23 protein-coding genes and 2 pseudogenes are annotated in these 24,942 nt (G+C 68.8%); 13 read left to right on the plus strand and 12 right to left on the minus strand.

Going from position 1 to position 24,942, the window contains the following annotated elements; translation table 11 throughout:
• The first annotated feature begins 35 nt into the window (after nucleotides 1–35).
• Nucleotides 36–251: a helix-turn-helix domain-containing protein gene (locus HGB39_RS16515; protein WP_005255033.1), complete on the plus strand. Its 216-nt coding sequence runs from the start codon at nucleotides 36–38 to the stop codon at nucleotides 249–251.
• A gap of 25 nt (nucleotides 252–276) precedes the next feature.
• On the opposite strand, the gene HGB39_RS16520 is transcribed toward HGB39_RS16515, so the two are convergent.
• Nucleotides 277–843, minus strand: coding sequence for a TetR/AcrR family transcriptional regulator (locus HGB39_RS16520; protein WP_005241827.1), 567 nt, complete (start codon nucleotides 841–843; stop codon nucleotides 277–279).
• A 207-nt stretch (nucleotides 844–1,050) separates the two neighbouring features.
• The gene (acnA, locus tag HGB39_RS16525) at nucleotides 1,051–3,855 is read right to left on the minus strand and encodes an aconitate hydratase AcnA (protein WP_005565746.1); all 2,805 of its coding nucleotides are present in this window, start codon (nucleotides 3,853–3,855) and stop codon (nucleotides 1,051–1,053) included.
• A gap of 306 nt (nucleotides 3,856–4,161) precedes the next feature.
• Here acnA and HGB39_RS16530 point away from each other — a divergent pair, with 306 nt between their 5' ends.
• The 8 genes from HGB39_RS16530 to HGB39_RS16565 all read left to right on the plus strand — a co-directional run bounded on the left by HGB39_RS16530 (nucleotide 4,162) and on the right by HGB39_RS16565 (nucleotide 12,780).
• On the plus strand, nucleotides 4,162–4,767 hold the full coding sequence (locus HGB39_RS16530; protein WP_005565745.1) for an Rv1476 family membrane protein: 606 nt from the start codon (nucleotides 4,162–4,164) through the stop codon (nucleotides 4,765–4,767).
• 381 nt (nucleotides 4,768–5,148) lie between these two features.
• Nucleotides 5,149–6,648, plus strand: coding sequence for an NlpC/P60 family protein (locus HGB39_RS16535; RefSeq protein WP_211281171.1), 1,500 nt, complete (start codon nucleotides 5,149–5,151; stop codon nucleotides 6,646–6,648).
• Nucleotides 6,649–6,852: 204 nt separating this feature from the next.
• Complete coding sequence (locus HGB39_RS16540; protein WP_005565743.1) at nucleotides 6,853–8,028, plus strand: AAA family ATPase; 1,176 nt, start codon at nucleotides 6,853–6,855, stop codon at nucleotides 8,026–8,028.
• Entirely contained in the window at nucleotides 8,025–8,999 is a 975-nt protein-coding gene (locus HGB39_RS16545) for a DUF58 domain-containing protein (RefSeq protein ID WP_054248890.1), read from the plus strand. The genes HGB39_RS16540 and HGB39_RS16545 overlap by 4 nt, the downstream gene beginning before the upstream one ends.
• Nucleotides 8,996–9,976 (plus strand): VWA domain-containing protein, encoded by a 981-nt coding sequence (locus HGB39_RS16550; protein ID WP_005255039.1) that lies wholly within the window; start codon nucleotides 8,996–8,998, stop codon nucleotides 9,974–9,976. Before HGB39_RS16545 ends, HGB39_RS16550 begins: the two co-directional genes overlap by 4 nt.
• 63 nt (nucleotides 9,977–10,039) lie before the next feature.
• Nucleotides 10,040–10,789: a 3-oxoacyl-ACP reductase FabG1 gene (fabG1, locus tag HGB39_RS16555; protein WP_050998704.1), complete on the plus strand. Its 750-nt coding sequence runs from the start codon at nucleotides 10,040–10,042 to the stop codon at nucleotides 10,787–10,789.
• A gap of 48 nt (nucleotides 10,790–10,837) precedes the next feature.
• A complete protein-coding gene (gene inhA, locus HGB39_RS16560; protein WP_005241845.1) occupies nucleotides 10,838–11,635 on the plus strand; it encodes an NADH-dependent enoyl-ACP reductase InhA in 798 nt (265 codons plus the stop codon).
• A 41-nt stretch (nucleotides 11,636–11,676) separates the two neighbouring features.
• Nucleotides 11,677–12,780 carry a ferrochelatase gene (locus HGB39_RS16565; protein ID WP_064080649.1) on the plus strand — a complete coding sequence of 368 codons (1,104 nt, stop codon included), beginning with the start codon at nucleotides 11,677–11,679 and terminating at the stop codon, nucleotides 12,778–12,780.
• Here the strand turns inward: HGB39_RS16565 and HGB39_RS16570 are convergent.
• Complete coding sequence (locus HGB39_RS16570) at nucleotides 12,746–13,555, minus strand: Rv1486c family protein (RefSeq protein ID WP_005571991.1); 810 nt, start codon at nucleotides 13,553–13,555, stop codon at nucleotides 12,746–12,748. The two genes, HGB39_RS16565 and HGB39_RS16570, sit on opposite strands and share 35 nt — an antisense overlap.
• A 67-nt stretch (nucleotides 13,556–13,622) precedes the next feature.
• On the opposite strand from HGB39_RS16570, the gene HGB39_RS16575 reads away from it, so the two are divergent.
• From HGB39_RS16575 to HGB39_RS16585, 3 genes are read left to right on the plus strand one after another with little or no spacing between them, the layout of a single operon-like run.
• Nucleotides 13,623–14,462 (plus strand): DUF3097 domain-containing protein, encoded by an 840-nt coding sequence (locus tag HGB39_RS16575; protein WP_039952851.1) that lies wholly within the window; start codon nucleotides 13,623–13,625, stop codon nucleotides 14,460–14,462.
• An 8-nt stretch (nucleotides 14,463–14,470) separates the two neighbouring features.
• On the plus strand, nucleotides 14,471–14,902 hold the full coding sequence (locus HGB39_RS16580) for an NfeD family protein (protein WP_043792851.1): 432 nt from the start codon (nucleotides 14,471–14,473) through the stop codon (nucleotides 14,900–14,902).
• Nucleotides 14,903–16,105 (plus strand): SPFH domain-containing protein, encoded by a 1,203-nt coding sequence (locus tag HGB39_RS16585; protein ID WP_005571979.1) that lies wholly within the window; start codon nucleotides 14,903–14,905, stop codon nucleotides 16,103–16,105. It begins immediately after the preceding gene.
• Here the strand turns inward: HGB39_RS16585 and HGB39_RS16590 are convergent.
• The 3 genes and pseudogenes from HGB39_RS16590 to HGB39_RS16600 form a co-directional block, all read right to left on the minus strand.
• Nucleotides 16,086–16,823, minus strand: coding sequence for a thioesterase II family protein (locus HGB39_RS16590; RefSeq protein WP_064080648.1), 738 nt, complete (start codon nucleotides 16,821–16,823; stop codon nucleotides 16,086–16,088). The two genes, HGB39_RS16585 and HGB39_RS16590, sit on opposite strands and share 20 nt — an antisense overlap.
• Nucleotides 16,824–16,827: 4 nt before the next feature.
• Nucleotides 16,828–17,433 carry an aminotransferase class I/II-fold pyridoxal phosphate-dependent enzyme gene (locus tag HGB39_RS16595; protein ID WP_267204546.1) on the minus strand — a complete coding sequence of 202 codons (606 nt, stop codon included), beginning with the start codon at nucleotides 17,431–17,433 and terminating at the stop codon, nucleotides 16,828–16,830.
• Nucleotides 17,434–17,838: 405 nt separating this feature from the next.
• A pseudogene (locus HGB39_RS16600) lies at nucleotides 17,839–18,872 on the minus strand (transposase).
• Nucleotides 18,873–19,336: 464 nt separating this feature from the next.
• On the opposite strand from HGB39_RS16600, the pseudogene HGB39_RS16605 reads away from it, so the two are divergent.
• Nucleotides 19,337–21,138 (plus strand): annotated as a pseudogene (locus tag HGB39_RS16605) (transposase).
• Nucleotides 21,139–21,194: 56 nt separating this feature from the next.
• On the opposite strand, the gene HGB39_RS38730 reads toward HGB39_RS16605, so the two are convergent.
• From HGB39_RS38730 to HGB39_RS16630, 6 genes are all read right to left on the minus strand, one after another.
• Nucleotides 21,195–21,359: a hypothetical protein gene (locus tag HGB39_RS38730; protein ID WP_064080646.1), complete on the minus strand. Its 165-nt coding sequence runs from the start codon at nucleotides 21,357–21,359 to the stop codon at nucleotides 21,195–21,197.
• A gap of 12 nt (nucleotides 21,360–21,371) precedes the next feature.
• Nucleotides 21,372–21,959, minus strand: a complete 588-nt coding sequence (locus tag HGB39_RS38735) for an acyl carrier protein (protein ID WP_064080645.1) — start codon at nucleotides 21,957–21,959, stop codon at nucleotides 21,372–21,374.
• A gap of 167 nt (nucleotides 21,960–22,126) precedes the next feature.
• Nucleotides 22,127–22,654 carry a hypothetical protein gene (locus HGB39_RS16615; protein ID WP_064080644.1) on the minus strand — a complete coding sequence of 176 codons (528 nt, stop codon included), beginning with the start codon at nucleotides 22,652–22,654 and terminating at the stop codon, nucleotides 22,127–22,129.
• Nucleotides 22,651–23,232, minus strand: coding sequence for a hypothetical protein (locus tag HGB39_RS16620; RefSeq protein WP_005255056.1), 582 nt, complete (start codon nucleotides 23,230–23,232; stop codon nucleotides 22,651–22,653). Before HGB39_RS16620 ends, HGB39_RS16615 begins: the two co-directional genes overlap by 4 nt.
• 59 nt (nucleotides 23,233–23,291) lie before the next feature.
• Nucleotides 23,292–24,002, minus strand: coding sequence for a TVP38/TMEM64 family protein (locus HGB39_RS16625; protein WP_248949883.1), 711 nt, complete (start codon nucleotides 24,000–24,002; stop codon nucleotides 23,292–23,294).
• Between the two features lie 49 nt (nucleotides 24,003–24,051).
• Nucleotides 24,052–24,873 carry a PaaI family thioesterase gene (locus HGB39_RS16630; protein WP_005255060.1) on the minus strand — a complete coding sequence of 274 codons (822 nt, stop codon included), beginning with the start codon at nucleotides 24,871–24,873 and terminating at the stop codon, nucleotides 24,052–24,054.
• Nucleotides 24,874–24,942: the final 69 nt, after the last annotated feature.

Here is a 24,942-nt window from a genome sequence, read left to right on the forward strand (position 1 = left end):
TGGAAACCACCGTCGCTCGCCGACTGGAGGAGTTCATGGCTGACATCGGGGTCTTCGCCAAGAGCGCTCGGATCACGGGACCGTCGCGCGCCGATCTGCAGGCGGAGCTGAAGGAGCGCTACCAGGCCGGTGCGAGTATCCGTTCCCTTGCCCGGGAAATGGGGAGATCGTACGGATTCGTCCGCAACATCCTCGCGGAATCCGAGGTGGAGCTCCGCGGACGAGGCGGAGCTCACCGTCGCAAGACCTGACCGGTGTCGGTGGGGGAGTGCGGTGTCAGTCGCGGCGTCGGACGGATTCCTCGACGAGGTCGAGGACGGCCGACAGGTTGTCGCCGGCGTGCCCGGAGGCGATGCGTGCGACGAGGCCGTCCAGAACCAGGTCCAGGTAGCCGATCAGCACGTCGGTCGGGACGTCGTCGCGGAGGCGGCCCGCGGACTTCTGCCGCGCGAGACGCGCCATGGTCGCCTCGGTGAGTTCCGCCGACCGTTGTGACCAGCTTCTGCGGAAGTCGGGATCGTTCCGCAGCCGTCGGGCGATTTCGAGCCGGGTTCCCAGCCAGTCGAACTGTTCGGGCTGGGCGAGCATGTCCCGCATCACCTGGACGAGGCCCTCGTGTGCGACCACGTCGGCCATCCTGGTCGCGTCCTCGTGGGCGAGCGCCAGGAACAAGCCGTCCTTGTCCTTGAAGTGATGGAAGATCGCCCCACGTGACAGTCCGGTCACTTCTTCGAGCCGGCGGACGGTGGCGCCGTCGTAGCCGTATTCGGCAAAGCAACGGCGGGCGCCGCTGAGGATCTGACTGCGCCGTGCCGCGAGATGGTCTTCACTGACCTTGGGCAAAGTGCCTCCTTCGTCGGCCTGTGAGTGTTTTTCGGCCCTCGACATGTGAGGGCCACCGAAAGCGCGAAGCGCGCACGACCACCTCGATCGGGACAGCGGCGAAGCTCCCCTGAAACTGGTCGTGCGCGCTTCGTGCCTGTCATGGCCGAAAACACTCACAGGTGCGTAGCGTCTGTGGGCCGAAAGCTCGCACAGGCGCGGTAGCGCCTAGCCCTTGATCATGTTGCGGAGCACGTACTGCAGGATGCCGCCGTTGCGGTAGTAGTCGGCCTCGCCGGGCGTGTCGATGCGCACGACCGCGTCGAAGACGATCTTCTCACCGTTCTCGCGGGTTGCCGTGACCTTGACGGTCTTCGGCGTGACACCCTCGTTGAGCTTCTCGACGCCTTCGATGTCGAAGACCTCGGTGCCGTCCAGCTTCAGCGACGCAGCGGACTCGCCGGCCGGGAACTGCAGCGGCACGACGCCCATGCCGATGAGGTTGGAGCGGTGGATGCGCTCGAACGACTCGGTGATGACGGCCTTGACGCCGAGGAGGCTGGTGCCCTTGGCGGCCCAGTCACGGGACGATCCGGAGCCGTACTCCTTGCCGCCCAGCACGACCAGCGGGATGCCGGCCTTCTGGTAGTTCTGCGACGCGTCGTAGATGAACGCCTGCGGTCCGCCGTCCTGGGTGAAGTCACGGGTGTAGCCGCCGGAGACGTCGTCGAGGAGCTGGTTGCGCAGACGGATGTTCGCGAACGTGCCGCGGATCATCACCTCGTGGTTACCGCGACGCGAGCCGTAGGAGTTGTAGTCCTTGCGGTCGATGCCGTTCGCGTCCAGGTACTGCGACGCGGGCGTGCCAGCCTTGATGTTGCCGGCCGGGGAGATGTGGTCCGTGGTGACCGAGTCGCCGAGCAGCGCGAGGACGCGGGCGCCCTTGATGTCGCTGACCGGGGTCGGCTCCTTCGGCATGCCGTCGAAGTAGGGTGGCTTCCGCACGTAGGTGGAGTTGGCGTCCCACTCGAAGGTCTTGCCCTCCGGGGTGGGCAGTCCGCGCCAGCGCTCGTCGCCCTTGAAGACGTCGGCGTAGCCCTTGACGTACATCTCCTGGCTGATCGAGGAGTTGATGGTCTCCTGGATCTCCTGGGGAGAGGGCCAGATGTCCTTCAGGAACACGTCGTTGCCGTCGGCGTCGGTGCCGAGGGCGTCGTGCTCGAAGTCGAAGTCCATCGTGCCTGCGAGGGCGTACGCGATGACCAGCGGCGGGGAGGCCAGGTAGTTCATCTTCACGTCGGGGGAGATGCGTCCCTCGAAGTTGCGGTTACCCGACAGCACCGCGGTGGCGGTGAGGTCGTTGTCCTGGATGGCCTGCGAGATCTGCTCGTCCAGCGGGCCGGAGTTGCCGATGCAGGTGGCGCAGCCGTAGCCGACGAGGTAGAAGCCGAGCTTCTCCAGGTACGGCCAGAGGCCGGACTTGTTGTAGTAGTCGGTGACGACCTGCGAACCGGGTGCCATGGAGGTCTTGACCCACGGCTTGGCGGACAGGCCCTTCTCGACGGCGTTGCGGGCGAGCAGGGCGGCGCCGAGCATGACCGACGGGTTGGACGTGTTGGTGCAGGAGGTGATCGACGCGATCACGACGGCACCGTGGTCGAGGATGAACTCGCCCTTGTCCTCGGACAGAACCTTGACCGGCTTGGTCGGGCGGCCCTCGGATCCGTTGGCGGCCGACTGCACGTCGACTGCGCCGTCGTCGGCGAACGACAGGGCGGCGGGATCGCTCGCGGGGAACGACTCCTCGACGGCCTCGTCGAGCTGCGAGTGACCCGCGGGGTGGTGCTCCTCCACGTAGTTGTGGATGTCCTTGCGGAACGCGTTCTTCGAGTCCGACAACAGGATTCGGTCCTGCGGGCGCTTCGGGCCTGCGATGGACGGAACCACGTCACCGAGGTCGAGTTCGAGGTACTCGGAGTACTCGGGCTCGTGGTCGGCGTCGTGCCAGAGGCCCTGTTCCTTCGCGTACGCCTCGACGAGTGCGAGCTGCTCCTCGGAGCGGCCGGTCAGGCGAAGGTAGCTGACGGTCTCGGCGTCGATCGGGAAGATCGCGGCGGTGGAACCGAACTCGGGGCTCATGTTGCCGAGCGTCGCGCGGTTGGCCAGCGGAACCTCGGCGACACCCTTGCCGTAGAACTCGACGAACTTACCGACGACGCCGTGCTTGCGCAGCATGTCGGTGACGGTGAGGACCACGTCGGTGGCGGTGACGCCGGGCTTGATCTCACCGGTCAGCTTGAAACCGACGACGCGCGGGATCAGCATGGAGACGGGCTGGCCGAGCATGGCGGCCTCGGCCTCGATGCCGCCGACGCCCCAGCCCAGCACGCCCAGGCCGTTGACCATGGTGGTGTGCGAGTCGGTGCCGACGCAGGTGTCGGGGTACGCCTGGCCGTTACGGACCATGATCGTCCGGGCCAGGTGCTCGATGTTGACCTGGTGGACGATGCCGGTGCCCGGGGGGACGACCTTGAAGTCGTCGAACGCGCCCTGGCCCCAGCGGAGGAACTGGTAGCGCTCACCGTTGCGGGAGTACTCGATCTCGACGTTGCGCTCGAAGGCGTCGGCGCGGCCGGCGACGTCGATGATGACCGAGTGGTCGATGACCATTTCGGCGGGTGCGAGGGGGTTCACCTTGTTCGGGTCGCCGCCGAGTGCGGTGACCGCTTCACGCATGGTGGCGAGGTCCACGATGCAGGGGACGCCGGTGAAGTCCTGCATGATCACGCGGGCAGGCGTGAACTGGATCTCGACGTTCGGGTCGGCCGAGGGATCCCAGCTCGCGATGGCGCGAATGTGGTCGGCGGTGATGTTCGCGCCGTCCTCGGTGCGAAGCAGGTTCTCGGCGAGAACCTTCAGTGCATAGGGCAATTTTTCGGTGCCGGGCACGGCCGAGAGGCGGAAGATCTCGTAGGAGTTCTCACCGACCTCGAGGGTGCCTTTGGCGCCGAACGAATCAATACTCGTGCTCACGTCAGCTCCACTCGTCTATGAGGGTCGCCGCCGACGGGGCTGTGTCGACGGCTGCAGGCACTGCGGGCACGACTGATCCGTGTGCGCTGTCGTGCTAGCGATGACGGAATCGGCCCATACCGCGGTACCTCCGATAGTCTAACAGTACGCTTGTCCTGTGAGAATTCGGGGGGAATCGAGCGTGTACCCCTCGGCGATTCTCCTCGATCCCGACGCGGGACGCGCGCGGACGGAACGGAACTTCGGGGACTCCTCACGTAGTGTTCACGCGAGGCTTTACGTTCCTACAGCAAACCCGGATGAGAGATGCCTGCCCCTATCGCCACCGCACTTCCTGCCAGTGTCACGCTCCCCGTCCATTCGGCCCTCCCGTTGTCGACGGACCTTCCGGAAGACATCGACGTCTCCGACGTGGTCGCGGACGTGTCCGACGACGGCGTGTCGGCGCCGTCCGACGAGGCGAGTGAACTCGCCGCCGTGGTCGACCGCGCGGCCGAGCACGGGATCAAGCTGAGCATCGTGGTGCTGGACGAGGATCCCGGCCGCGATTCGCAGCTGCGCGACCTCGCGACCGAGGTCGGGGCGGAAGAGGGTGGCACCGTTCTGGTGCTGAGTCCCAGCTGGGTCGGCACGTACAGCGATTCGATCAGCCGGGTCCTGCTCGAATCGGGTCAGGACCGCACCTACACCGGCGATGCGGTGGTCTCCGCGAATCACTTCGTCGACGAGGTGATCGAGCCGGGACCGCCGTGGGCCTTGTTCACGGCCGTCATCGTCGCGATCGTCGTGATCGCGTCGGCTGCCACGTTCTTCGCGAAATCGCGCCGGGCGTCCGTATCCCGTGACGACACGGCAGAAAAGCGCGACAGCGCTTCGGGGGCCGGCACGTCGTACGAGCGGCCGAAGCCCTGACTCCTCCCGAATTCCCGGGATAACTCGGCGGCAATTTCACGATTCGCCCACGCGTGGCCGCTGCCTGCGTCGATGCGCGTAAATAGCGCCGACGATTCACAGTTCGACATTTCCGCTGGTCAAATTACTCATGTGTTATTTGTGACTAAAGTTTCCATAGAGTCCGGAAGTGTCGTACGGTGCATTTGGCGCTCTTGGGGAAGAAGTGTCGCAGGCTGGTGATTGACGTCCAAAGTGACGGCGATCCGGTGTATATCGGTGTCGCCGAAGCGCGGGAAGGTGTGGCTGCCGCAAATTTCTCCCCACGACGAGCACGGCGCGGTGTGCGTGATCGGTGCAGAACCGAGGGAGAGAGTTGTGAAGCGACAAGCACGAGCTGGAGTGGGGCACCGTAGCTTCTCCCGCGGGCGCACTCGCACGGCGCGACTCCTGATCGGATTGGGCATCGTCGGAGCCCTGATCACCAGCACGCCCGGCCTGGCCGCGGCGGTGCCACCCCCGCCGCCGAATCCGTCCGACAACGACATCGCGCAGGCCCAGACCCAGGTGTCGGCGGGCCTCGGGCAGGTCAGCGAACTGATCAACCAGGTCGCCTCCGCGGATCAGCAACTCGCTCAGCTCGACAACGAGGTCGCCATCAAGCGTGAGGACGTGAACCGGGCCCTGGTCGATCTGCAGAACGCCCGCAGCGCCGCCGATCTGGCGGCCGGCGTGGTCGGGGCCTCACAGCAGGCGCTGCGCGACGCCGGCGCGCAGATCGAACTCGCGCAGAAGGACTTCGACAAGTACGCCCGGTCGAGCTACACGCAGGGCACCAACGTCTCGTCGATCTCGACCTACCTGGGCGCCCAGGGGCCCGGCGACGTCCTGGATCGGGCGCAGGTTCTGAAACTCCTGGCCACCAGCCAGAATGTAGTGCTCGAGGGTCTGCAGCGGGCACGGACCGCGCAGGCCAACAAGGATTCCGCGGCCCGCGAGGCGAAGCAGCAGGCGGACGTGGCCGCCGATCAGGCCGCGTCGAAGAGGTCGCTGGCGGAGCAGGCGATCGCGATCGCTCGGTCGGCGCTGCAGGACCAGGCGGCCAAGAAGGCGCAGATCGAGAGCAACCGCGCCGCCGCCCAGGCCCAGCTCGACGCCGCCCGCGGGAACGTCGCGGGGTTGCAGGGGCAGCGTGAGGCATACGCGACGTGGGAGGACCAGAAACGCGCCGAGGACGCGCAGAAGGCTGCCATCGCCGCCGCGGCCCGGGAGGCCGCGACGCAGGCCGCGGCGCGGGTGGCCGCCAACGAGGCGGCTCGACAGCGCGCCGCGGAACTCGCCGCGGGGCAGCGCGCGCACACCACGATCGAGGAGGACTCGGAAGACGAGGACTCCGACTCCTCGGCCGACGGCGGGACGACCACGCCGAAGTCCACCCCCAAATCGAAGCCGTCGACCAGCGGTGAGGACCTGACCGGCAGCGAGGCCATCGAGACCGTCATCGATCGGGGACTGTCCCAGATAGGTGTGGAGTACGCGTGGGGCGGCGGCGACGAGAACGGCCCCACCCTCGGCATCCGTGACGGCGGTGTCGCCGACAGTTACGGCGACTTCAACAAGGTCGGTTTCGACTGCTCCGGTCTGATGATCTACGCGTTCGCCGGGATCGGCATCTCCCTGCCGCACTACACCGGGTATCAATACACCGCGGGCGAGCAGGTTCCCTCGGAGGAGATGCAGCGCGGCGACATGATCTTCTGGGGCCCGAACGCCAGCCAGCACGTCGCCCTGTATCTCGGAGACGACCAGATGCTCGAGGCCCCCGAGTCGGGGGACGTCGTCAAGATCTCCCCGGTGCGATGGGACGGCATGACCCCTTACGCTGTCCGTATGGTGTCGTGATCCATGATGTCGATGAAGTAGTCCGCAGTGCGGATCGTGCTTGGTTGCGGCGGGGGTTGCTTGCACCTGGAATAGTTGAGCAAGTACGTGAACGGGCGGAACGATCTAGGTGAAAGCGGTGGATTCTTGGTGACCTCACGTGATGATGCGGTATCGGAGGGTGCAGCCCGGAAGGAGTCGCCCGCGAAGGCCGCTCCCGAAGGTGTGAAGAACGGGGGTGCGGCCAACGGATCGGGTCCCCAGAACGTCACCGCGCCGAATGCACCCTCACAGAACACGGGCACGCAGAGCGCGACGGCGAAGACTGTCGCGCCCAGTCTCGCCGCCGACGTCCAGACGCTGGAACGCGCGATCTACGAGGTCAAGCGCGTGATCGTCGGGCAGGACCGGCTCGTGGAGCGGATCCTGGTCGGTCTGCTCGCGAAAGGGCACGTGCTGCTCGAGGGTGTGCCGGGTGTCGCGAAGACCCTGGCCGTCGAGACGTTCGCGAAGGTGGTCGGCGGATCCTTCTCGCGTGTCCAGTTCACCCCCGACCTGGTGCCCACCGACCTGATCGGTACGCGCATCTACCGGCAGGGGCGCGAGGAGTTCGACACCGAACTCGGTCCCGTCGTCGCGAACTTCGTGCTCGCCGACGAGATCAACCGCGCGCCGGCGAAGGTGCAGTCGGCGCTGCTCGAGGTGATGGCCGAGCGGCACGTCTCGATCGGCGGCAAGCGGTACCACATGCCCGACCCGTTCCTGGTGATGGCGACGCAGAACCCGATCGAGAACGAGGGTGTGTACCCGCTGCCGGAGGCGCAGCGCGACCGCTTCCTGTTCAAGATCCTCGTCGACTACCCGACGGTGGAGGAGGAGCGCGAGATCGTCTACCGGATGGGTGTCGATGCGCCGGAACCTCACCAGGTCCTCGATCCCGAGGAGCTCGTCCGCCTGCAGAAGGTCGCGAGCGGTGTCTTCGTGCACCATGCGCTCGTCGACTACGTGGTCCGGGTCATCGCGGCCACACGCACGCCGGCCGAATTCGGTCTCCCCGAGGTCGACGGCTGGATCGCGTACGGCGCGTCTCCGCGCGCGACGCTGGGCATCATCTCCTCGGCCCGGGCGCTGGCGTTGCTGCGTGGGCGTGACTACGTGGTGCCGCAGGACGTGCTCGAGGTGATCCCGGACGTGCTGCGTCACCGTCTCGTGCTGTCCTATGACGCTCTCGCCGACGAGGTCAGCCCGGACGACGTCATCTCCCGCGTGCTGCAGACCGTGGGTCTGCCGCAGATCGCCGCACAGCCGACGACGGTCCCGGCCGCTCCCGCCGGTCACCACGGACCGCCGGTCCCGTCCACGTCGGTGCCCGGACCGACGGCGATGAGCCAGCCACGGTGAGTGCGCGTACCGCCGGTGCGCAGAGCTCCGGCCCGCCGCCGTCGTTTCGCTCCGGCGAACTCCGTGATCCCAAACTGTCCGCGGCGCTGCGGACGCTGGAACTGACCGTCCGCCGCCGGCTCGACGGCGTGCTGCACGGCGACCACCTGGGCCTGATCCCGGGACCGGGCTCCGAACCGGGTGATGCGCGCGAGTACCAGCCGGGCGACGACGTGCGTCAGATGGACTGGTCGGTGACCGCCCGGACGACGCACCCGCACGTCCGGCAGTCGGTGGCCGACCGGGAACTCGAGACGTGGCTCGTCGTCGATCTGTCGTCGAGCCTCGACTTCGGTACCGCCGACTGCGAGAAGCGGGACCTCGTGGTGGCCGCTGCCGCCGCCGTCACGCACCTGACCAGTGGCGGCGGGAACCGGATCGGGGCGATCGTCTCGACCGGCGCCCAGACCACCCGGATCCCGGCCCGCGGAGGCCGCATCCACGCGCAGGCGATGCTGCGTCAGATCGCGACCACCCCGCACGCCCCGGACGGGGTGCGGGGAGACCTGCAGGGTGCGGTGGAGTCGTTGCGCCGACCCCAGCGTCGCCGCGGTCTGGCCGTCGTCATCAGTGACTTCCTCGGACCAATCGACTGGGAGCGGTCGCTGCGGGCGATCTCGGGCCGCCACGACGTACTCGGTGTCGAGGTGCTCGACCCGCGAGATCTGGAATTACCCGACATAGGGGATGTAGTGCTGCACGATCCGGAGTCCGGACGGACCCGCGAGTTCACGACCACACCGCAACTGCGCGCCGACTTCGCGCGGGCCGCCGACGAGCACCGCCTGCAGGTGGAGCAGTCGTTGCGGCGTTGCGGCGCACCGCTGCTCAGTCTGCGGACCGACCGGGACTGGATCTCGGACGTCGTGCGGTTCGTGTCCGCCCGGAAGCACAGTTACGGGACCGCGACGAACCAGAGGTCCCGCCGGTGAGCCTTTCCCAGTTCACCTCGCCGTGGTGGCTGCTCTTCCTCCTGATCGTCGTGGCACTGGTCGCGGGATACGTGTGGGTGCAGCGTCAGCGGCAGAAGCACACCCTCCGGTTCACCAACTTCGCGCTCCTCGAGAAGGTCGCGCCGTCGAGGCCTGGCCGGGCCCGGCACATTCCGGCGCTGCTGATGGTGCTGGCGCTGGTGTTCTTCAGTGTGGCGCTGGCCGGACCGACGGAGGACAAGCGGGTTCCACGGAACCGGGCGACCGTGATCCTCGTCATCGACGTGTCGTTGTCGATGAAGGCGACCGACGTGGAACCGACCCGGCTGGCCGCCGCGCAGGACGCCGCGAAGTCGTTCGCCGACGGGCTCACCCCCGGCATCAACCTCGGTCTCGTCGCGTTCGCCGGCACGGCCTCGGTGCTGGTGTCGCCGACCACCAACCGGGAGGCGTCGAAGGTCGCGATCGACAATCTGCAGCTGAGCGAGCGGACCGCCACCGGTGAGGCGATCTTCACGTCGCTGCAGTCGATCGACACGCTGGCCGCGGTGCTCGGCGGCAGTGATCAGGCGCCGCCCGCCCGCATCGTGCTGCTCTCGGACGGCAAGCAGACGGTGCCCGAGAACCCGGACGATCCGCGCGGCGGGTTCACCGCGGCCCGGCAGGCGAAGGACAAGGACGTCCCCATCTCGACGATCTCGTTCGGCACCAGCTACGGCAAGGTCGAGATCGAGGACGAACGCATCCCCGTGCCCGTCGACGATCCGTCACTGCGGGAGATCGCGGATCTCTCCGGGGGCAGCTTCTTCACGGCCTCGAGCCTGGAGGAACTGCGCGACGTCTACGACACCCTCGAGGAGCAGATCGGGTTCGAGACCACCCGCGGCGACGCCAGCCGCCCCTGGCTCGTGCTGGGGGTCCTGTCCGCCACGGCGGGGCTGATCCTCGCGCTGGTCCTGCGTCAACGGCTGCCGTGATCTGCGTTCCACCGCGGCCCCGCGCTTCCACTCCTGCACATCTGAACAGATAGGTTGATCCCCATGTCTACCCCACAAACTACTGACGCGTCAGTTGGGACGGTGTCCACTCCTCGGTCGGTGCTCGTCACCGGCGGCAACCGCGGGATCGGCCTCGCTGTCGCGCAGCGCCTCGCGGCGGACGGCCACAAAGTCGCGGTCACGCACCGCGGTTCGGGTGTGCCCGACGGCCTGTTCGGCGTCCAGTGCGACGTCACCGACACCGAGTCGGTCGACCGCGCCTTCAAGGAGGTCGAAGCGCACCAGGGTCCCGTCGAGGTTCTCGTCGCGAACGCCGGCATCACCGACGACACGCTGATCATGCGGATGACCGAGGAACAGTTCACCTCCGTCGTCGACGCCAACCTGACCGGCGCGTTCCGCGTCGCGAAGCGGGCGACACGGTCGATGCTGCGGGCGCGGTTCGGCCGGTTCGTGTTCCTCGGGTCGGTCGTCGGTCTGGCCGGTGGTCCCGGCCAGGTGAACTACGCGGCGTCGAAGGCCGGCGTGGTCGGTATCGCGCGGTCGCTGACCCGTGAACTCGGTTCCCGTTCGATCACCGCGAACGTGGTGGCCCCGGGATTCATCGACACCGACATGACCGCGGTACTCGACGAGAAGTACAAGGACATGATCACCGGCGCCGTCCCGCTGCAGCGGCAGGGCAAGCCCGAGGAGGTCGCCGCGGTGGTGAGCTTCCTGGCCTCCGACGATTCCGCCTACGTCTCCGGCGCGGTGATCCCCGTCGACGGCGGCCTCGGCATGGGCCACTAGCTCTCCCCACTCCACTTCCCGGACTTTTTCTTCACAGGAGGACACCTCATGGGCGGATTGCTCGAAGGTAAGACCATTCTCGTCACCGGCATCATCACGGACGCGTCCATCGCGTTCCACGTCGCCAAGGTCGCCCAGGAACAGGGCGCCAAGGTGATCATCACCGGCTTCGACCGTCTCCGGCTGATCGACCGCATCGCGCAGCGCCTGCCGCAGCCGGTGCCGCCCGCGCTCGAACTCGACGTGCAGAACCCGGAGCACCTCGCCAGCCTCGCCGACCGCATCCGGGAGATCGCACCCGAGGGCGTCGACGGCGTCGTGCACTCCATCGCGTTCGCGCCGCGGTCCTGCCTGGGCAGCCCGTTCTTCGACGCACCGTGGTCCGATGTGGGAGTGGCGTTCGAGGTCTCCGCCTACTCGTACGCGTCGCTGTCGAAGGCGCTGCTGCCGGTGCTGAACGACAACGCGTCGATCGTCGGCATGGACTTCGATCCCGCCCGCGCGGTGCCGTTCTACAACTGGATGGGTGTCGCCAAGGCGACCCTCGAGTCGGTGAACCGGTATGTCGCCAAGGAGGTCGGCGAACGCGGTATCCGCTCCAACCTCGTCGCGGCGGGCCCGATCAAGACCCTCGCCGCCAAGGCCATCGCCGGCACCGCCACCGACGACGCCAAGCAGATGAACGAACTCAACACGGCGTGGGACGAGCGGGCGCCCATCGGCTGGAACGTCGACGACCCGGAGCCGGTCGCGAAGACCGTGTGCACCGTGCTGTCCGACTGGCTGCCCGGCACCACCGCGTCGATCATCTACGTCGACGGTGGCGCCCACGCGATGGCCGGCTAGGGCACTACCCGGGGAGTGCGCCCCGAACGGCACCACGGAAGATGGGGATCATGATCGCTGCGAATTCGACGGACGGTTCCGGTTCCCGGTTCGATGCCCTTCTCGTGTTGTCGTTCGGGGGTCCGGAGCAGCCCGCCGACGTGCGCCCGTTCCTGGAGAACGTGACCCGGGGCAGGGGGGTGCCGCCCGAACGTCTGGACGCGGTCGCCGAGCACTACCTGCATTTCGGGGGCGTGTCGCCGATCAACGCTCTGAATCGCGACATCATCTCCCGCGTCGAATCCGAATTGGTAAGCGCTGGAATGGATCTGCCCGTCTATTTCGGTAACCGGAACTGGCACCCGATGGTCGAGGACACCGTCGCCCGGATGGGTGAGGACGGGGTGCGGTCGGCCCTCGTGTTCCCGACGTCGGCGTGGGGCGGGTACTCGGGCTGCAGGCAGTACCACGAGGACGTCGCGCGGGCGCGGGCCGCAGCCGGGGAGGGGGCTCCGCACCTGCTGAAGCTGCGCCAGTACTACGACCACCCGCTGCTGATCGGGGCGTTCGCCGACGCCGTCCGCGAGGCCGCGGTGCAGCTCCCCGCCGGGTGCCGGGCGCGCCTGGTGTTCACCGCGCATTCCGTGCCGGTGTCCGCTGACGTCAACGCGGGACCGCCCGCGGAGGGTGGTCGTCTCTACAGCCGGCAGGTGGCCGAGGCGGCCCGGCTCACCGCCCACGCCGCCGGCTTCGACGACTTCGACCTGGTGTGGCAGTCCCGGTCCGGGCCACCCCAGGTGCCGTGGCTCGAACCGGACATCTGTGACCACCTGGACGCCCTCGCCGGCCGCGGTGTGGGCGCGGTGATCGTGTGCCCGGTGGGATTCGTGTCCGACCACCTCGAGGTGGTGTGGGATCTCGACACCGAGGCCCGGGACAAGGCGGCCGAACTCGGCATCGACTTCGTACGCGCGGCCACCCCCGGAACGGATCGGCGGTTCGCCGAACTCGTCGTCGCACTCGTGGCCGAGCAACTGGCCGGCACACCCGCCGCGCGGCTCGGTTCCGAGCCGCTGCTCGGTTCGACCCTGGACGGTCGGTCCTGCGCGGTCGACTGCTGCAAGGCCGTGGTCAGGCCGTCAGGCCGTCCCGCGCACACGCGTTGACGGCGGCGGTGCGCGCCGAGCGCACCGCCGAACGCAGGGGTCGCAGCAGATCCTCGAGCGTGGCCGCACTCGATGCGGACACGGTGCGCGCGGGGGCCATCTGCTCGGCGACCGTGAGGATCGCAGCCACCTGATCGGCCGAGTCCAGGATCCGCAGCGCCCGCGGGGCGATCGTCGCCGGATACCGGTGCCGTGCGGACTGCGCCAGCGCGTCGGCGATCAGCGCGCGCGGGTCGGCGCCGAAACCGGAATCGAGCATGTGCAGCGCCTCGAGCGCAGCTGCAGCGTCCCGCACCGCCTGCCGCATCGTGAACTCGGCCTCACCCAGTCCGGTGTGGTGGGCGTCGAGGGGAAGCCGCTCGATCGTCGACACCGTCCAGCGCAGCACGTCCGGACCCTCGACGTGCGGGACCAGCCCCGTTCCGGACCGGCCGGGCGGTCCGACGAGCACACCCTCGCCCGCGCTGATCGCGGCGGACGCGAACTCGGTGCCCGCGGGAAGCCCACGCACGTCGCCCGGCCCGGGCAGGACCAGCCGGATCTCGGTCTCGGGTTGCGACACGGAGCGGCGCATCGTCTGGAGCAGCGCCGTCACCCCGGCGTCCTGCGGGTGGGGCCACGGCAGCCCGGTGCGGCCGGCCGTCCCCTCGTCCTCGGCGCAGGCCAGATGCATCGGCGCCCACGCGTGGAGGGCGTCGATGACGTCGTCGGGTGCACTGTTCCCGGCGAGCCAGGAACTGGCCCACACGGTGAGAGTGGCGCTGGGTGAAGTCACGATAAACGAGCATATGTCGGCGTGGCGGCGTGTGCGTAACGGCGCCGCTGGCATAGCGTCAGCGCCCGTGAGCGGAGGCGACAGATACGGCGACATCTTTTCCGGACACCCACGCGCGAGGAAGCCCGTGACGCCCACGGTCCCGGCCGAGCGGGACCTGGTGGTCGAGGACGCGGGCACCGGTTTCTGCGGGGCGGTGGTGGGGTTCGAGCGCACCTACGACGGCGATTTCGTCCGCCTCGAGGACGGGGCGCGGCGCACCCGGTTGTTCGCGATGCGGGAGGCGGCGTTCCTCATCGACGGGAAACCGGTCACCCTGATCCGCCCGGCGGCCAAGCCCGCCGGACCGGTGACCACCCGATCGGCGTCGGGATCCACCAAGGTGGAGGGGCTGCGGGCCCGGACGGCGCTGGCGAGCCGGATCTGGGTGGAGGGCGTGCACGACGCCGCCCTCGTGGAACGGGTGTGGGGGCACGACCTGCGCGTCGAAGGTGTCGTCGTCGAGCACCTCGAGGGTCTCGACAATCTCGGGGAACGGCTCGCCGAGTTCCGGCCCGGCCCCGGACGGCGCGTCGGTGTCCTCGTCGATCACCTCGTCACCGGATCGAAGGAGACGCAGCTGACCCAGGGGCTCGGGCCGAACGTGCTCGTGACCGGGCACCCGTTCATCGACGTGTGGGAGGCGGTCCGCCCATCGGCGGTGGGCATCGAGGCGTGGCCGAAGATCCCGCGCGGTGAGGACTGGAAGACCGGGGTGTGCCGCGAATTGGGGTGGGGGACACCGCGCGACGGCTGGCGCCGGGTCTACTCGGCCGTCAACTCGTTCCGCGACCTCGAGGCACCACTGATCGGGGCGGTCGAACAGCTGGTCGACTTCGTCACCGTCGGTTCCGGAGATTCTGGTTAGATGGTGTTGTGGCTGCATTGATTTGGCTGGTAGCGGGGGTGCTGCTCGCCGCCGCGGAAGCGTTGACGGGGGACTTCTTCCTCCTCATGCTGGCGGGCGGTGCGCTGGCCACGGCCGGGGTTACCGCGATCACCGACTTCCCGGTCTGGGTCGACGCGGTGATCTTCGGCGTGCTGTCCCTCGCCCTGATCCTCGGGGTGCGGCCGGTGTTGTTGCGTAAGTTCGAGAGCCCGCCACCGACCCCGACCGGGATCGAGGCGCTGACCGGCAAGCAGGCCCTGGTGCTCGAGGAGGTCGCCGAACACGCAGGGCAGATCAAGCTCGGCGGCGACGTCTGGACGGCCCGCCCGCTCGACAGCACGGAAGTGTATCCACCGGGCACGACCGTGACGGTAATGCAAATTGACGGCGCGACCGCCGTCGTATGGAGGGGACCGTAGATGGCAGCGCTCATCGTGTTGATCGTGCTCGTGTTGTTCGTCGCCCTGGTGGTGGCCAAATCGGTGGCGCTGGTGCCGCAGGCCGAGGCCGCGGTGATCGAGCGACTCGGCCGGTACGCGCGGACCGTGTCGGGCCAGCTGACGTTCCTGATCCCCTTCGCGGACCGTATCCGGGCGAAGGTGGATCTGCGTGAACGGGTGGTGTCGTTCCCGCCGCAGCCGGTGATCACCCAGGACAACCTGACGCTGAACATCGACACCGTCGTGTACTTCCAGGTCACCAACCCGCAGGCCGCGGTGTACGAAATCAGCAACTACATCGTCGGTGTCGAGCAGTTGACCACCACCACGCTGCGCAACGTCGTCGGCGGCATGACGCTGGAGGAGACGCTCACCTCGCGTGACTCCATCAACGGGCAGCTGCGCGGTGTGCTGGACGAGGCCACCGGCCGGTGGGGTCTGCGCGTCGCCCGGGTCGAACTCAAGAGCATCGATCCGCCGCCGTCGATTCAGGAGTCGATGGAGAAGCAGATGAAGGCGGACCGCGAGAAGCGGGCCACCATCCTCACCGCCGAGGGGCATCGGGAGTCGGCGATCAAGACGGCGGAGGGCGACAAGCAGTCCCGCATCCTCGCCGCGGAGGGCGCGAAGCAGGCGTCGATCCTCACCGCGGAGGGTGAGCGGCAGTCCCGCATCCTGCGGGCGCAGGGCGACCGTGCCGCGAAGTACCTGCAGGCGCAGGGCCAGGCGAAGGCGATCGAAAAGGTGTTCGCCGCAATCAAATCCGGCAAGCCCACCCCCGAACTCCTCGCCTACCAGTATCTGCAGACGCTGCCGCAGATGGCGCAGGGCGACGCGAACAAGGTGTGGCTGGTGCCCAGCGACTTCGGTGACGCCCTCAAGGGGTTCGCGAAGACCCTCGGCGCGCAGGGGCAGGACGGGGTGTTCCGGTACGAGCCGTCCACCACGGAGGAGGATCTGCCCAAGCCCGAGGACGATTCGGAAGAGGTCGCCGACTGGTTCGAGACCAAGTCCGACCCGGCGATCGCGCAGGCCGTCCGGGCCGCGGAGGTCGAGGCCCGTCGTCCAGTCGACGGTCCGGGACCGCTCGCGACGTCCGGTGGCGCCGACGAGCATGCGCCGCTGGATCCGGGGGGAGCGCCCGGGCAGCTGCCGCCGCCCGTCACCCCGCCGACTCACTGACCGACTCCGACACGGCGTAGCGACGCAGTAACGGGCGGAGCACGCCGAAGAGGTGTTCGGGTGTGTGCTCGAGGTAGAAGTGATCGCCCGGCATGATGTGCACCTCGCGCAGCCGGGTGGTGTGCCGCTCCCAGGCGTGCAGATCCCGCTCGCCGACCAGCGGATCGGCGTCCGCGCCGAGCACATGCACCGGACAGGAAAGCGGCGGGTCGCCCGGATCGCGGTAGCCGGTGCAGAGGCGGAGATCGTCCCGCAGCGCGGGGAGGCAGCGGTCCCGCCACGCCGGCCGGGCCTGGAGGTCGGCGGGCAGACCGCCCGTGATGCGCAGCAACTCGATCAGTGGCGCGTCGTCCAGGTCGTCGACCGGTGGCAGCGGCGAGGGTAGGTGCGGCGCCGAGTACCCGGAGAGCAGCAGCGCCCGTGGGAGCGGCTGCCCGGCCGCGCGCCGGCGGCACGCGAGCCGGTACGCCACCAGCGCACCCATGCTGTGCCCGAAGAAGACGTGCGGCTCCGTGAGGTGTTCGGCGAGTTCGGAGTCGAGTGCGGTGACGAGGGACTCGACGTCGGTGAACCCGGCCTCGCCGGCACGGCGCTCCCGTCCGGGCAGCTGCACGGGCCACACCGACACGTGCGGGCTCAGGGCGCGGTGCCAGTGGCGGTACGTCGAGGATCCGCCGCCGGCGTGAGGGAAGCAGAACAGCCGGAGGGGGCCGGGCACGGCGCTACGCCGCCGCGACGAGCGTGGCGAGTTCTTCGGCGAGAGCGGCCACCGTGGACCGGATCTGGTCCTCCGTGTGGCACGAGGTGACGAAGAAGCGCAACCGCGCGAGGTCTTCGGGCACGGCCGGGTAGAGGATCGGGTTCACGTTGATGCCGCGCCGGAGCAGGGCCTTGGACAGTGCGAGGGTGCGGAGTGAATCCCCGACGATGCACGGGATGACCGGGGTGTCCTCGGTGTCCTTGGTATCGATTCCGGAGTCCGTGGCGAGCTGCAGGAAGAGCCGGGAGTTGCGACGCAACCGGTCGAGCGCCTCGGGTTCGGCGCGCATCTGTCGGATCGCGGCCAGGGACGCCGCGGCATTCATCGGCGTCATCCCGACGCTGTAGACGAAACCGGGTGTCGTGTACTTCAGGTAGCGGATGAGCGCGGCGCTGCCCGCGACGTAGCCGCCGCAGCCGGCCAGGGCCTTCGACATGGTGCCGGACCACAGTTCGACGTCGTCGCGGTCGACGGCGAAGTGCTCGCCGATGCCCCCGCCGGTGGCGCCGAGCACCCCGATGCTGTGCGCCTCGTCGATCATCATCAGTGCCTGATACTTCTTCTTCACCGCGATCATCGCGGGCCGTCGGGGATGTCGGTGGTTGGGCTGTGCAAGGCGGCATGGGTGGGCCGGTGGCCTTCTCGGCGCACAGGTCCGGGTGACCGAATCTTTGACCGCGCGGAGCTCGATTCTGATCTGGGCAGGCCCGGATGGGAGTGTGTGGGAGCGACGCCGGAGCGGGTGGTGGCAGTGTATTGCCGGATGTCTGGCTCGACAGGGTAAGGGGCGTCGCTGGTCGATCCGAAAAGATGTTGCGGGACAGCACTTCTGGTGCGGTGTATCGAGGTATGCATGGATCGCGATTCGAGTTCGGGGGGCAGCAGGCGGGGTTGAGCCGGATGCTCGACGGCGCGCCCGAGGGCCGGTTCGCCGGTGGCGTGGTTCGGGCGGTGATTGAGTTCCTGACGGAGGTCAAGCCACCTGGCGGCTCGTAGGCTTGGCCATGGCGGGCTGGGCTGTTGGAGACCATCGCGACTCCTGGGACTCCTGGCCCGCCGCCTGCTTGCGGCGCTCACGCATCCGCTTGTAACGGACATTTTCGCGCCGCCGCGGGTCGATCTTGTAGCGCGCCTTGACGATCGCCCGGCCCTCGGCCTCGGTGATCGGCGTGTCGTCGACGTCCCGCAAGGCGTACGGTTGGCCGGTACGCATGCAGGCGGCGATCCGGGTGACCAGATGACAGATCGCAGACTCGTCATGCCGGTCGCCGACCATCAACCGCTGGCACTTCGCCGCGAACTGGGGATCGACCCTGCGAGCCTGGTCGGCAGCGGTGCACAGCATCTCACGCAACAGCGGATCCCGGCCTTGGTGATCGAGGACTCGACCTTGCACACCCCGGACTGGCTGACCTTGGGAACCAGACCGGTATACGCGCGGATCGCGGCCAGGGACGTGAACCGGTGCGGGTCGCCGATCCGTCCAGCGATGACCGCGCTGATCACCGCCCCCACGCCGGGAGCAGAGGCAACGATGCCGGCCGGGTCGGCGTCGGCGTAGAGGTTCGCGACTCGCTCGTCGATCTGCTTGATCTGACGGGTCAGGAACAGTGCCTGTTCGGCTTCGTGGGCGATGTCCTCAGCGAGCTCGGCGAAGGCCGGCAAGGGCAGTCGGGCGAGCAATTCGGAGTCGATCCGGTCGTTCTTGGTGTGCTTGGAGTAGTACTTACGCAGGTCGGCCGACTGGGCGGTCGTGACCATCACCACGCGTGCACCGTGGCGACGGAACCACTCCGCCAGCACGATCCACGCGTTCCGGGTCGGCTCGACCACCGCAGTCAGCTCAGCCGGATCGGGCAGGTCCAAGTCCGCCCACATCCGTTCCAGATAGGCCAGCCGTGTCCAGAACTTCCGGCCACGCCATACCGTGGCACCATCACGGGCCCGCGTCGCCTGATGCTCCGCCCAGACAGCCACGTCGATCCCCAACGTCAATGCCATCGTCATTGCTCCTGTCGGTCCACATCCCTGTTCACCAGGTGACTGACCATCGCGGCCACGGCCCAGACATTCTCTAAGCAGGAGTCCACGCCTACCGGCCGGCTCCAAGTTCCCGAACAAGGACACCGCTCGACCAGACACCGAGCCCGCAGACGACCACTCAAAAGCCAGGGATCACCAGGTATGCCGGTCGGACGTTCGGCCCGCCTGCGGACTCCCTCCGAGGCTAAATGTCGGAGGTCGGCGTTACAGTCATGTCCTGCGAGACAAAGGGTGCCACATGTGCTGGTGGGAGGGTTGATGGATGACGTCAGGGCGGTGCCAGCATCGTTGTCCGGTCGGTTCTCTGCGCTGCGGTCGACACGGAATCACCACCGGCTGTGGGGCGGCGCCGGGACGGTGAGCATGGCGGGCGATCGCGAGTCGTCTCGGACTACAACGGTGCTCGCCGCTCATGAATTGGGCCCGGCATGACCGGGCCGGGATCGACCGTGCCGCGGCAGTTCGCGTTCACCACCCGCGCCCATGTGGCGGTCGACGCCGTGACCGGCGAGCCGATCGGCCTCGACGACGTCGACATCCGGGTGAGGTGGCTGCTCGACCTGATCGCCGCGGCCGGCGGCGAGTTGGTGTCGCGGCTGTGGAAGCTGGCAACGTTCGATGTGCTCGCCGCCGGCCTGGACCGCCAAGACCGCAGGCTGCCCGCGCAGGGTCATGTCGCCGCGGCCCGCCTCGGCTGGAACCCAACCTATCCGGACGGGTTTATGTGCCGTCACGGGTCACGCGGGTGGTGACCGCGCAGGTGATGGCCACCTTGCGGACCCTGACGTATCGGGACACCGCGATCACGGCACTCTCTCAGCGATTCGACCCGGCCACCGGCGCTGTGGCACCGGAGACCGGGTCACCGGACTACGTGCCGCCCGGCTTTGCCCGGGGTGTGCGACGTCAGCTCGCCGCCCGCGCCCGCGGTGGTGGGGGCACCGGCCGGCCGGCTGCGGATCACCGACCTGCAGGAACCACCGCAGACGAGCGCGATGGCCCGTTTGTCGGCCGCCGACCGGCAGCTCGCGCAGCTTGCCGTAATCGGTGATGAGCTGGTGCTGACGGTGAAGTTGCCGACCTGCCCCACTCCCACGGGGCGGGCGCAGTGGCGGCGGGTGCGGCTCACCGCGGCCATCCCTGAGCACCTGCACGGCCGGGCGATCACCGACTGGCACCTGCCGACCCTCGTCCTCGACCGTCGAGGTCTGTTGTGGCGATGCGCGGCGACCGAACTCGTCCCGGCAGACGACCTGGACTCGGCCGCCGTCGCGGTCGGGGTGGACTGGTCGCCGTCGACTCTGGGTGCCGCCGCCATCACCGCCGCCAACCCGGACGGGCTGGTGTCGGACTACCGGGGCTGGACCTACGACGACCGCGGCCTCGGAATCAAACTTGCCCGCCTGCAAACCGAAGGTCAACTGCTGCACCGCAAGCCGCCCGGTTGGCCCAACTGGCCGCGACCGCACCCCCCCGAGGTCCGAGCACAACTCGACGCGAAGATCGCCGTCCTCGACGGGCACCGAACCGCTGTCGGCGTCAAACGGGGAAAGATCAACCGGGAACTGGCGTTCCACTTCGCCCGCCAGGTCACCGGCTACGCCGCCGACGCCCAGGCGCAGCTGATTGCAGTGGAAGATCTCACCACCCTCGAGACTCGCGGACACGGACGCGTCAACAACAACCGGGCCGCGCAGTCCGCCCGCCGCCAAGCCGTCGCCGCCCTCGCCCACACCGCCGCCGGTATCGGCATCACCGTGGTCTCCGTGCCGGCCCGGGGATCGTCCGCACAGTGCCCGGGCTGCGACGAACCACTTGCACGCCCCGGCGGCTACCACGCCGCATGGTGTTCACCCTGCCGGGTCGGCGGTAACCGCAACCACCTGGCGGGGGTGAACCTGGCCAAACGCGCGCTGCTCGGCAAGAACAAAACCACCCGGCGGCGTGAGCAGTTACCCGCGATCCGGGTCGCCGAACACGCGCCGGTGCGGCAGTGCCGGGACAAGAAAGGTCCCACCCCGAGCAGACCATGGCACCGCCGGGTCCGCCACAGCCTGCCCACCGTGACACCGCGGATGGGGGTGAATCCGAAACAGCATGTTCCTGCACCACAAGCGTCGGTGTGGGACACGGTCAAACCCACACCACCGCACGATGAGGCGGGTAGCCGTGACACACGTCTATCTCCCCGCCCGCCACGCAAGCGGCAAAGGACATGAGATCTACGTAGACGATGTCGTGGATGACCAGGCAGCAGGATGACCGTGACGTTGGTGGCGTGTCCGCTCACGAGGGCGATCCGTCCTCGGTGCCGAGCGGGCTGGCCAATTCGGCTTTGAGTTCGCGGTGTACCGGCTTCTCCTCGGACAGCAGCCGACTGGCCGAGCGGGAAGTGCCGTCGCGGGCGACCGTGTCCTGCACCGCCGACACGACGGCGGGGTGCCCGGACATGCCGAGGTAGTTCTAGCTGGAGAAGTTGTCGACCTCCGCGCCCCAGATGATCGACGTGTCGCGCGTGGCGCGGTTTGACGAGGAAGTACGGGTTGCGAGCCCCTCGGCCGTGTTCAGCCGTGCGGCGAGCGCCTGAACCTCCAGGAACCCCGCGATGCGGAACTCGGGTGCGACCGCGGTGCGTAGGGCCTCCGGTTCCTGCGGACCGACGGTTCTGGCCGTGGGGGACACGGGTGCGTGGTGCGAGGTCACGTGCGCGATGACATCGCCGAGAGTGCGGCTAGGTGAGAACCAGTGCGGTTCGACGACGAGACCGGGGAATGCGCGGCTCACCCCGCCGACCAGGTCGGTGATCATGATCGAGTTGAATCCGAGGTCGCCGACGAGCGTCTGCATCGCCTTCAGCGCCGCTGCCGGGAATCCTCTGACCCGGGCGACTTCCGCGCGCACCCTCGTCGCGACGTCGCCGACCGGTGTAGCGGGGACCCGGCCCGGCGTTGGCGTCGCCGCCGGCACGGGGAGGGCTACTGCGGGAACGCCGTTGGCGGCAGCAGCGAGGACGGCGGCCTGTTCCCGGAAGAGCGCGATCAGTTGTTCCATGGTGGTGTCTCCAGGTCGGGCGTCGGGCGTCGTGTGGGCAGGTGCGGGGTCGGCGCGGCCGTGGGTGCGTCGTCAGGTATCCAGAAGCGGGCGGTAGTCGCGAACTCGTATCCGCTGAGCCGTCGGCGGACTCGGGCACCCGGCTCGTGGATGTCGCCCGGGGACGGCTAGGTGATGAGGGCACGTCCCGTTCCGCACACCGCGATCGCCCAGAGCACGCTGGTGAACGTGCCGATGATGAATTGTTCCGACGCGTGCGGTTCGCGCAGCTCGGGGTAGCGGGCCAGTCCCTTGACCGCCAGGACGACGGCGATGCCCTCCGGCCAGCCCGCGAGGATCGAGGCCGCGACGGCGGCACGCTCGAGGAGTCCGATGATCCGTCCGCCGCGCAGCGGCCCGGCGTCGGGCCGCTGGTCGGATCCGGCGTCCGGTTGGCGGCGCGCGATGCGGAACGCGGCGAGCACGAGGGGTGCCCCGCCGGTGGTGGCGGCCGCGACGCACAGTACGAGGGTCGCGGCGAGCGCGAAGCCCGTGACCGGGGTGGTGGCGGAGGCGGCGAGCGCGGCGACGGCCAGGGCGAGCGCGACCACGATCGGCGCCGCCCACTGCGACATCCAGCGGGGGCTGCGGGGCGCCGCGAGGGCCAGGGGTGCGACGGCGGCGACGCCGAGCGCGATGAGTGCGAGGGTCGTCACGTGTCCGCCTTGCGTAGGAGTCGTTCGGCCAGTCGTCGTCCGGCGGTCTCGACGTGCCAGCCGGCGGTGGAGAGTCGTTGGGAGACCGCTTGTTTGCTGATGCCCAGCGCACGGGCCGCCTCGGTCTGGGTGGATCCGTGCCGCATCTGTTCGACGGCCTCGCGGCCCTCCTCGGTGCGGCGCGCGACGAGGACCGCGACGAGGGTGAGGGCGGTGTCGGCGTCGGCGGCGCTCTCGGGGTCGGAGCCTTCGACGGCCACCCGCCCGGGGGCGCTCTTGGCGCGGTCGACGGCGACCCGTGCGGATTCGAACGCGGGGCCGCGACCGGCCCGGGTCTCGGCGGGGAGGGGTTCTTCGACGGGTCCGGCGCCGATGCCGATGCTCCAGTGTTCGCGTCCGACGAGGTCGAGTGCGAGGTCGACGACGGTGGCCGGGTCCGCGACGACGGCCTGGACCTCGTCGCCGGCGGTCCGCTGGAACGGGCGGACGAGGTCACGGTTCGCGAATTCGGTGAGGAGTTGGGCGACGCGGTCGACGTCGCGGCGGCTTCCGCGCTGGTCGACCGTCAACACGAACATGGGTCAAGGTTAGAAACTGGATATTAATATGTCAAGACTCAAAGCTTGACTAGCTGGGTTCAAGGCTGGGCTATTGACTCGTCCTCGGCGGGGCGGTCGACGGCCACGTCCGGCATCGTGTCGCCGGAACCGTCCAGCGGCCGCCGGGAGTCCACCACCAGCCCGGCGATTCCGATGACGATGCACACCGCGGACAGCACGAGAAGTCCCGGCTTCGTCTCCCCGGTGAGGGCGTCGCCGAGAACGACGATGCCGACGGTCCCCGGCAGCACACCGACCACCGTGGCCAGCACGTACGGGACCAGCCGGATCGAGGACACCCCTGCGCAGTAGTTCACCACGGAGAACGGGACGAACGCGATCAGTCGCAGTGAACCGACGGCGAGCCAGCCGCGCCGGGCGATCCGCTCGTCCACCCGGCGGATCGTCGGATTGGAGATGCGCTGCCACACCACGTCCCGGCCGACGGCGCGCACCAGGTAGAGGGCGAGCACCGCACTCACCGTCGATGCCAGCACTGCGATCGCGATGCCCAGCCACGCACCGAACAGCAGACCGGCACTCAACGTGAACACCGTGCGTGGGAACGGGAACACCGTCACCAGCGCGTGCACGGCGAAGAAGGCGAGCGGGAAGGCCGGCCCGACCGACCGCGCCCATTCCCGCACCTGCAGCACGGACGGGTGCGGGGCCAGCAGCGCCACGACGACCAGCGCGACTGCCAGTACGGCGACGCCGATCACCCTGCGGTCCCCGAGGCGTCTCTTCACAGGGCATCAGGCTACCCGGGTGACCGGGGCGGGGCGCCGTGAGCGCCGGTCAGGACAGGCGTCGGCGCCCGGTCACGGTCGCCTCGACGCAGATCCGCCCGCCCGAGGTCCCGGCCACCCGGGCCACCGCCACCGAGCGGCCCGCCCTGACCACGTCCGCGGTGAACGTCGTGTCGCGATCGAGGGGAATCGGACGGAAATAGTTGATCCGCACGGACGCCGTGTCCATATCCGCGCCGGCCCGGCTCAGGGCCGCGTTCGCCGCGAGGTCCATCGCGCAGCCTTGGACGCCGCCGTGCATGAACCCGAGTTTGTTCGCGACCAGCGGGTTGGCCGGCACCACGACCCGCACGTCGGGTCCGTCCTCGATCCGCCCGCCGATCCAGTCGAGCGGCGCGACCCCCGGTTCCGGGAAGTCGGGGAGGGCCGACCCGTCCGCGCCCGGCGCCGGCAGGTCCACGAAGTTGCCCCACAGGGTGCCGGTGGCGATCAGGGTGCCCGCCGAGTCGTGGACGCGGGCGGTCGAGGTGCCGCCGTCCGCGGTGAGTGCGAGGAGCCGGCTCTCGGCCTGCAGCGTCGGTCCCTGCCACCGCCGGGGTGTCACGACGTCCACCGACAGCTCGGCCGAGACCAGGCCGTCGCGTGTTCCGCGCCGGTCCCAGACGGTGAATCCCAGGAGATCGTCGAGCAGCACGGCGAGGACGCCGCCGTAGGCGGTCCGGGCGGTATTCGGGGCGAGCGCGCCGATGTCCATGCTCATACGATTGAGGGGTTCGCCGCGGTCGTCGACGTCCCGGGTCGGCGCGCCGAGGCCGAACAACCGCTGCGTGGCGGTGCGATCGGTGACCACCGGTTCCTGCGCAATGCTCATGACCTGAGGTTATGCATCGTGTGGTGATCCTCACGATAGGGGGCGCCGAACTGCGGCTAGCATCACAGT

Origin of the sequence: Rhodococcus opacus, assembly GCF_012396235.1 — a bacterium.
Classification (GTDB): domain Bacteria; phylum Actinomycetota; class Actinomycetes; order Mycobacteriales; family Mycobacteriaceae; genus Rhodococcus_F; species Rhodococcus_F opacus.

What these genes read in the sequence shown, in the direction of transcription:
- HGB39_RS16530 (WP_005565745.1), top strand. Translation starts at nt 4,162, where the DNA reads ATGCCTGCCCCTATCGCCACCGCACTTCCTGCCAGTGTCACGCTCCCC.
- inhA (WP_005241845.1), top strand. Translation starts at nt 10,838, where the DNA reads ATGGGCGGATTGCTCGAAGGTAAGACCATTCTCGTCACCGGCATCATC.
- HGB39_RS16585 (WP_005571979.1), top strand. Translation starts at nt 14,903, where the DNA reads ATGGCAGCGCTCATCGTGTTGATCGTGCTCGTGTTGTTCGTCGCCCTG.
- HGB39_RS16515 (WP_005255033.1), top strand. Translation starts at nt 36, where the DNA reads ATGGCTGACATCGGGGTCTTCGCCAAGAGCGCTCGGATCACGGGACCG.
- fabG1 (WP_050998704.1), top strand. Translation starts at nt 10,040, where the DNA reads ATGTCTACCCCACAAACTACTGACGCGTCAGTTGGGACGGTGTCCACT.
- HGB39_RS38735 (WP_064080645.1), bottom strand. Translation starts at nt 21,959, where the DNA reads ATGGAACAACTGATCGCGCTCTTCCGGGAACAGGCCGCCGTCCTCGCT.
- HGB39_RS16620 (WP_005255056.1), bottom strand. Translation starts at nt 23,232, where the DNA reads ATGTTCGTGTTGACGGTCGACCAGCGCGGAAGCCGCCGCGACGTCGAC.
- HGB39_RS38730 (WP_064080646.1), bottom strand. Translation starts at nt 21,359, where the DNA reads ATGTCCGGGCACCCCGCCGTCGTGTCGGCGGTGCAGGACACGGTCGCC.
- HGB39_RS16630 (WP_005255060.1), bottom strand. Translation starts at nt 24,873, where the DNA reads ATGAGCATTGCGCAGGAACCGGTGGTCACCGATCGCACCGCCACGCAG.
- HGB39_RS16565 (WP_064080649.1), top strand. Translation starts at nt 11,677, where the DNA reads ATGGGGATCATGATCGCTGCGAATTCGACGGACGGTTCCGGTTCCCGG.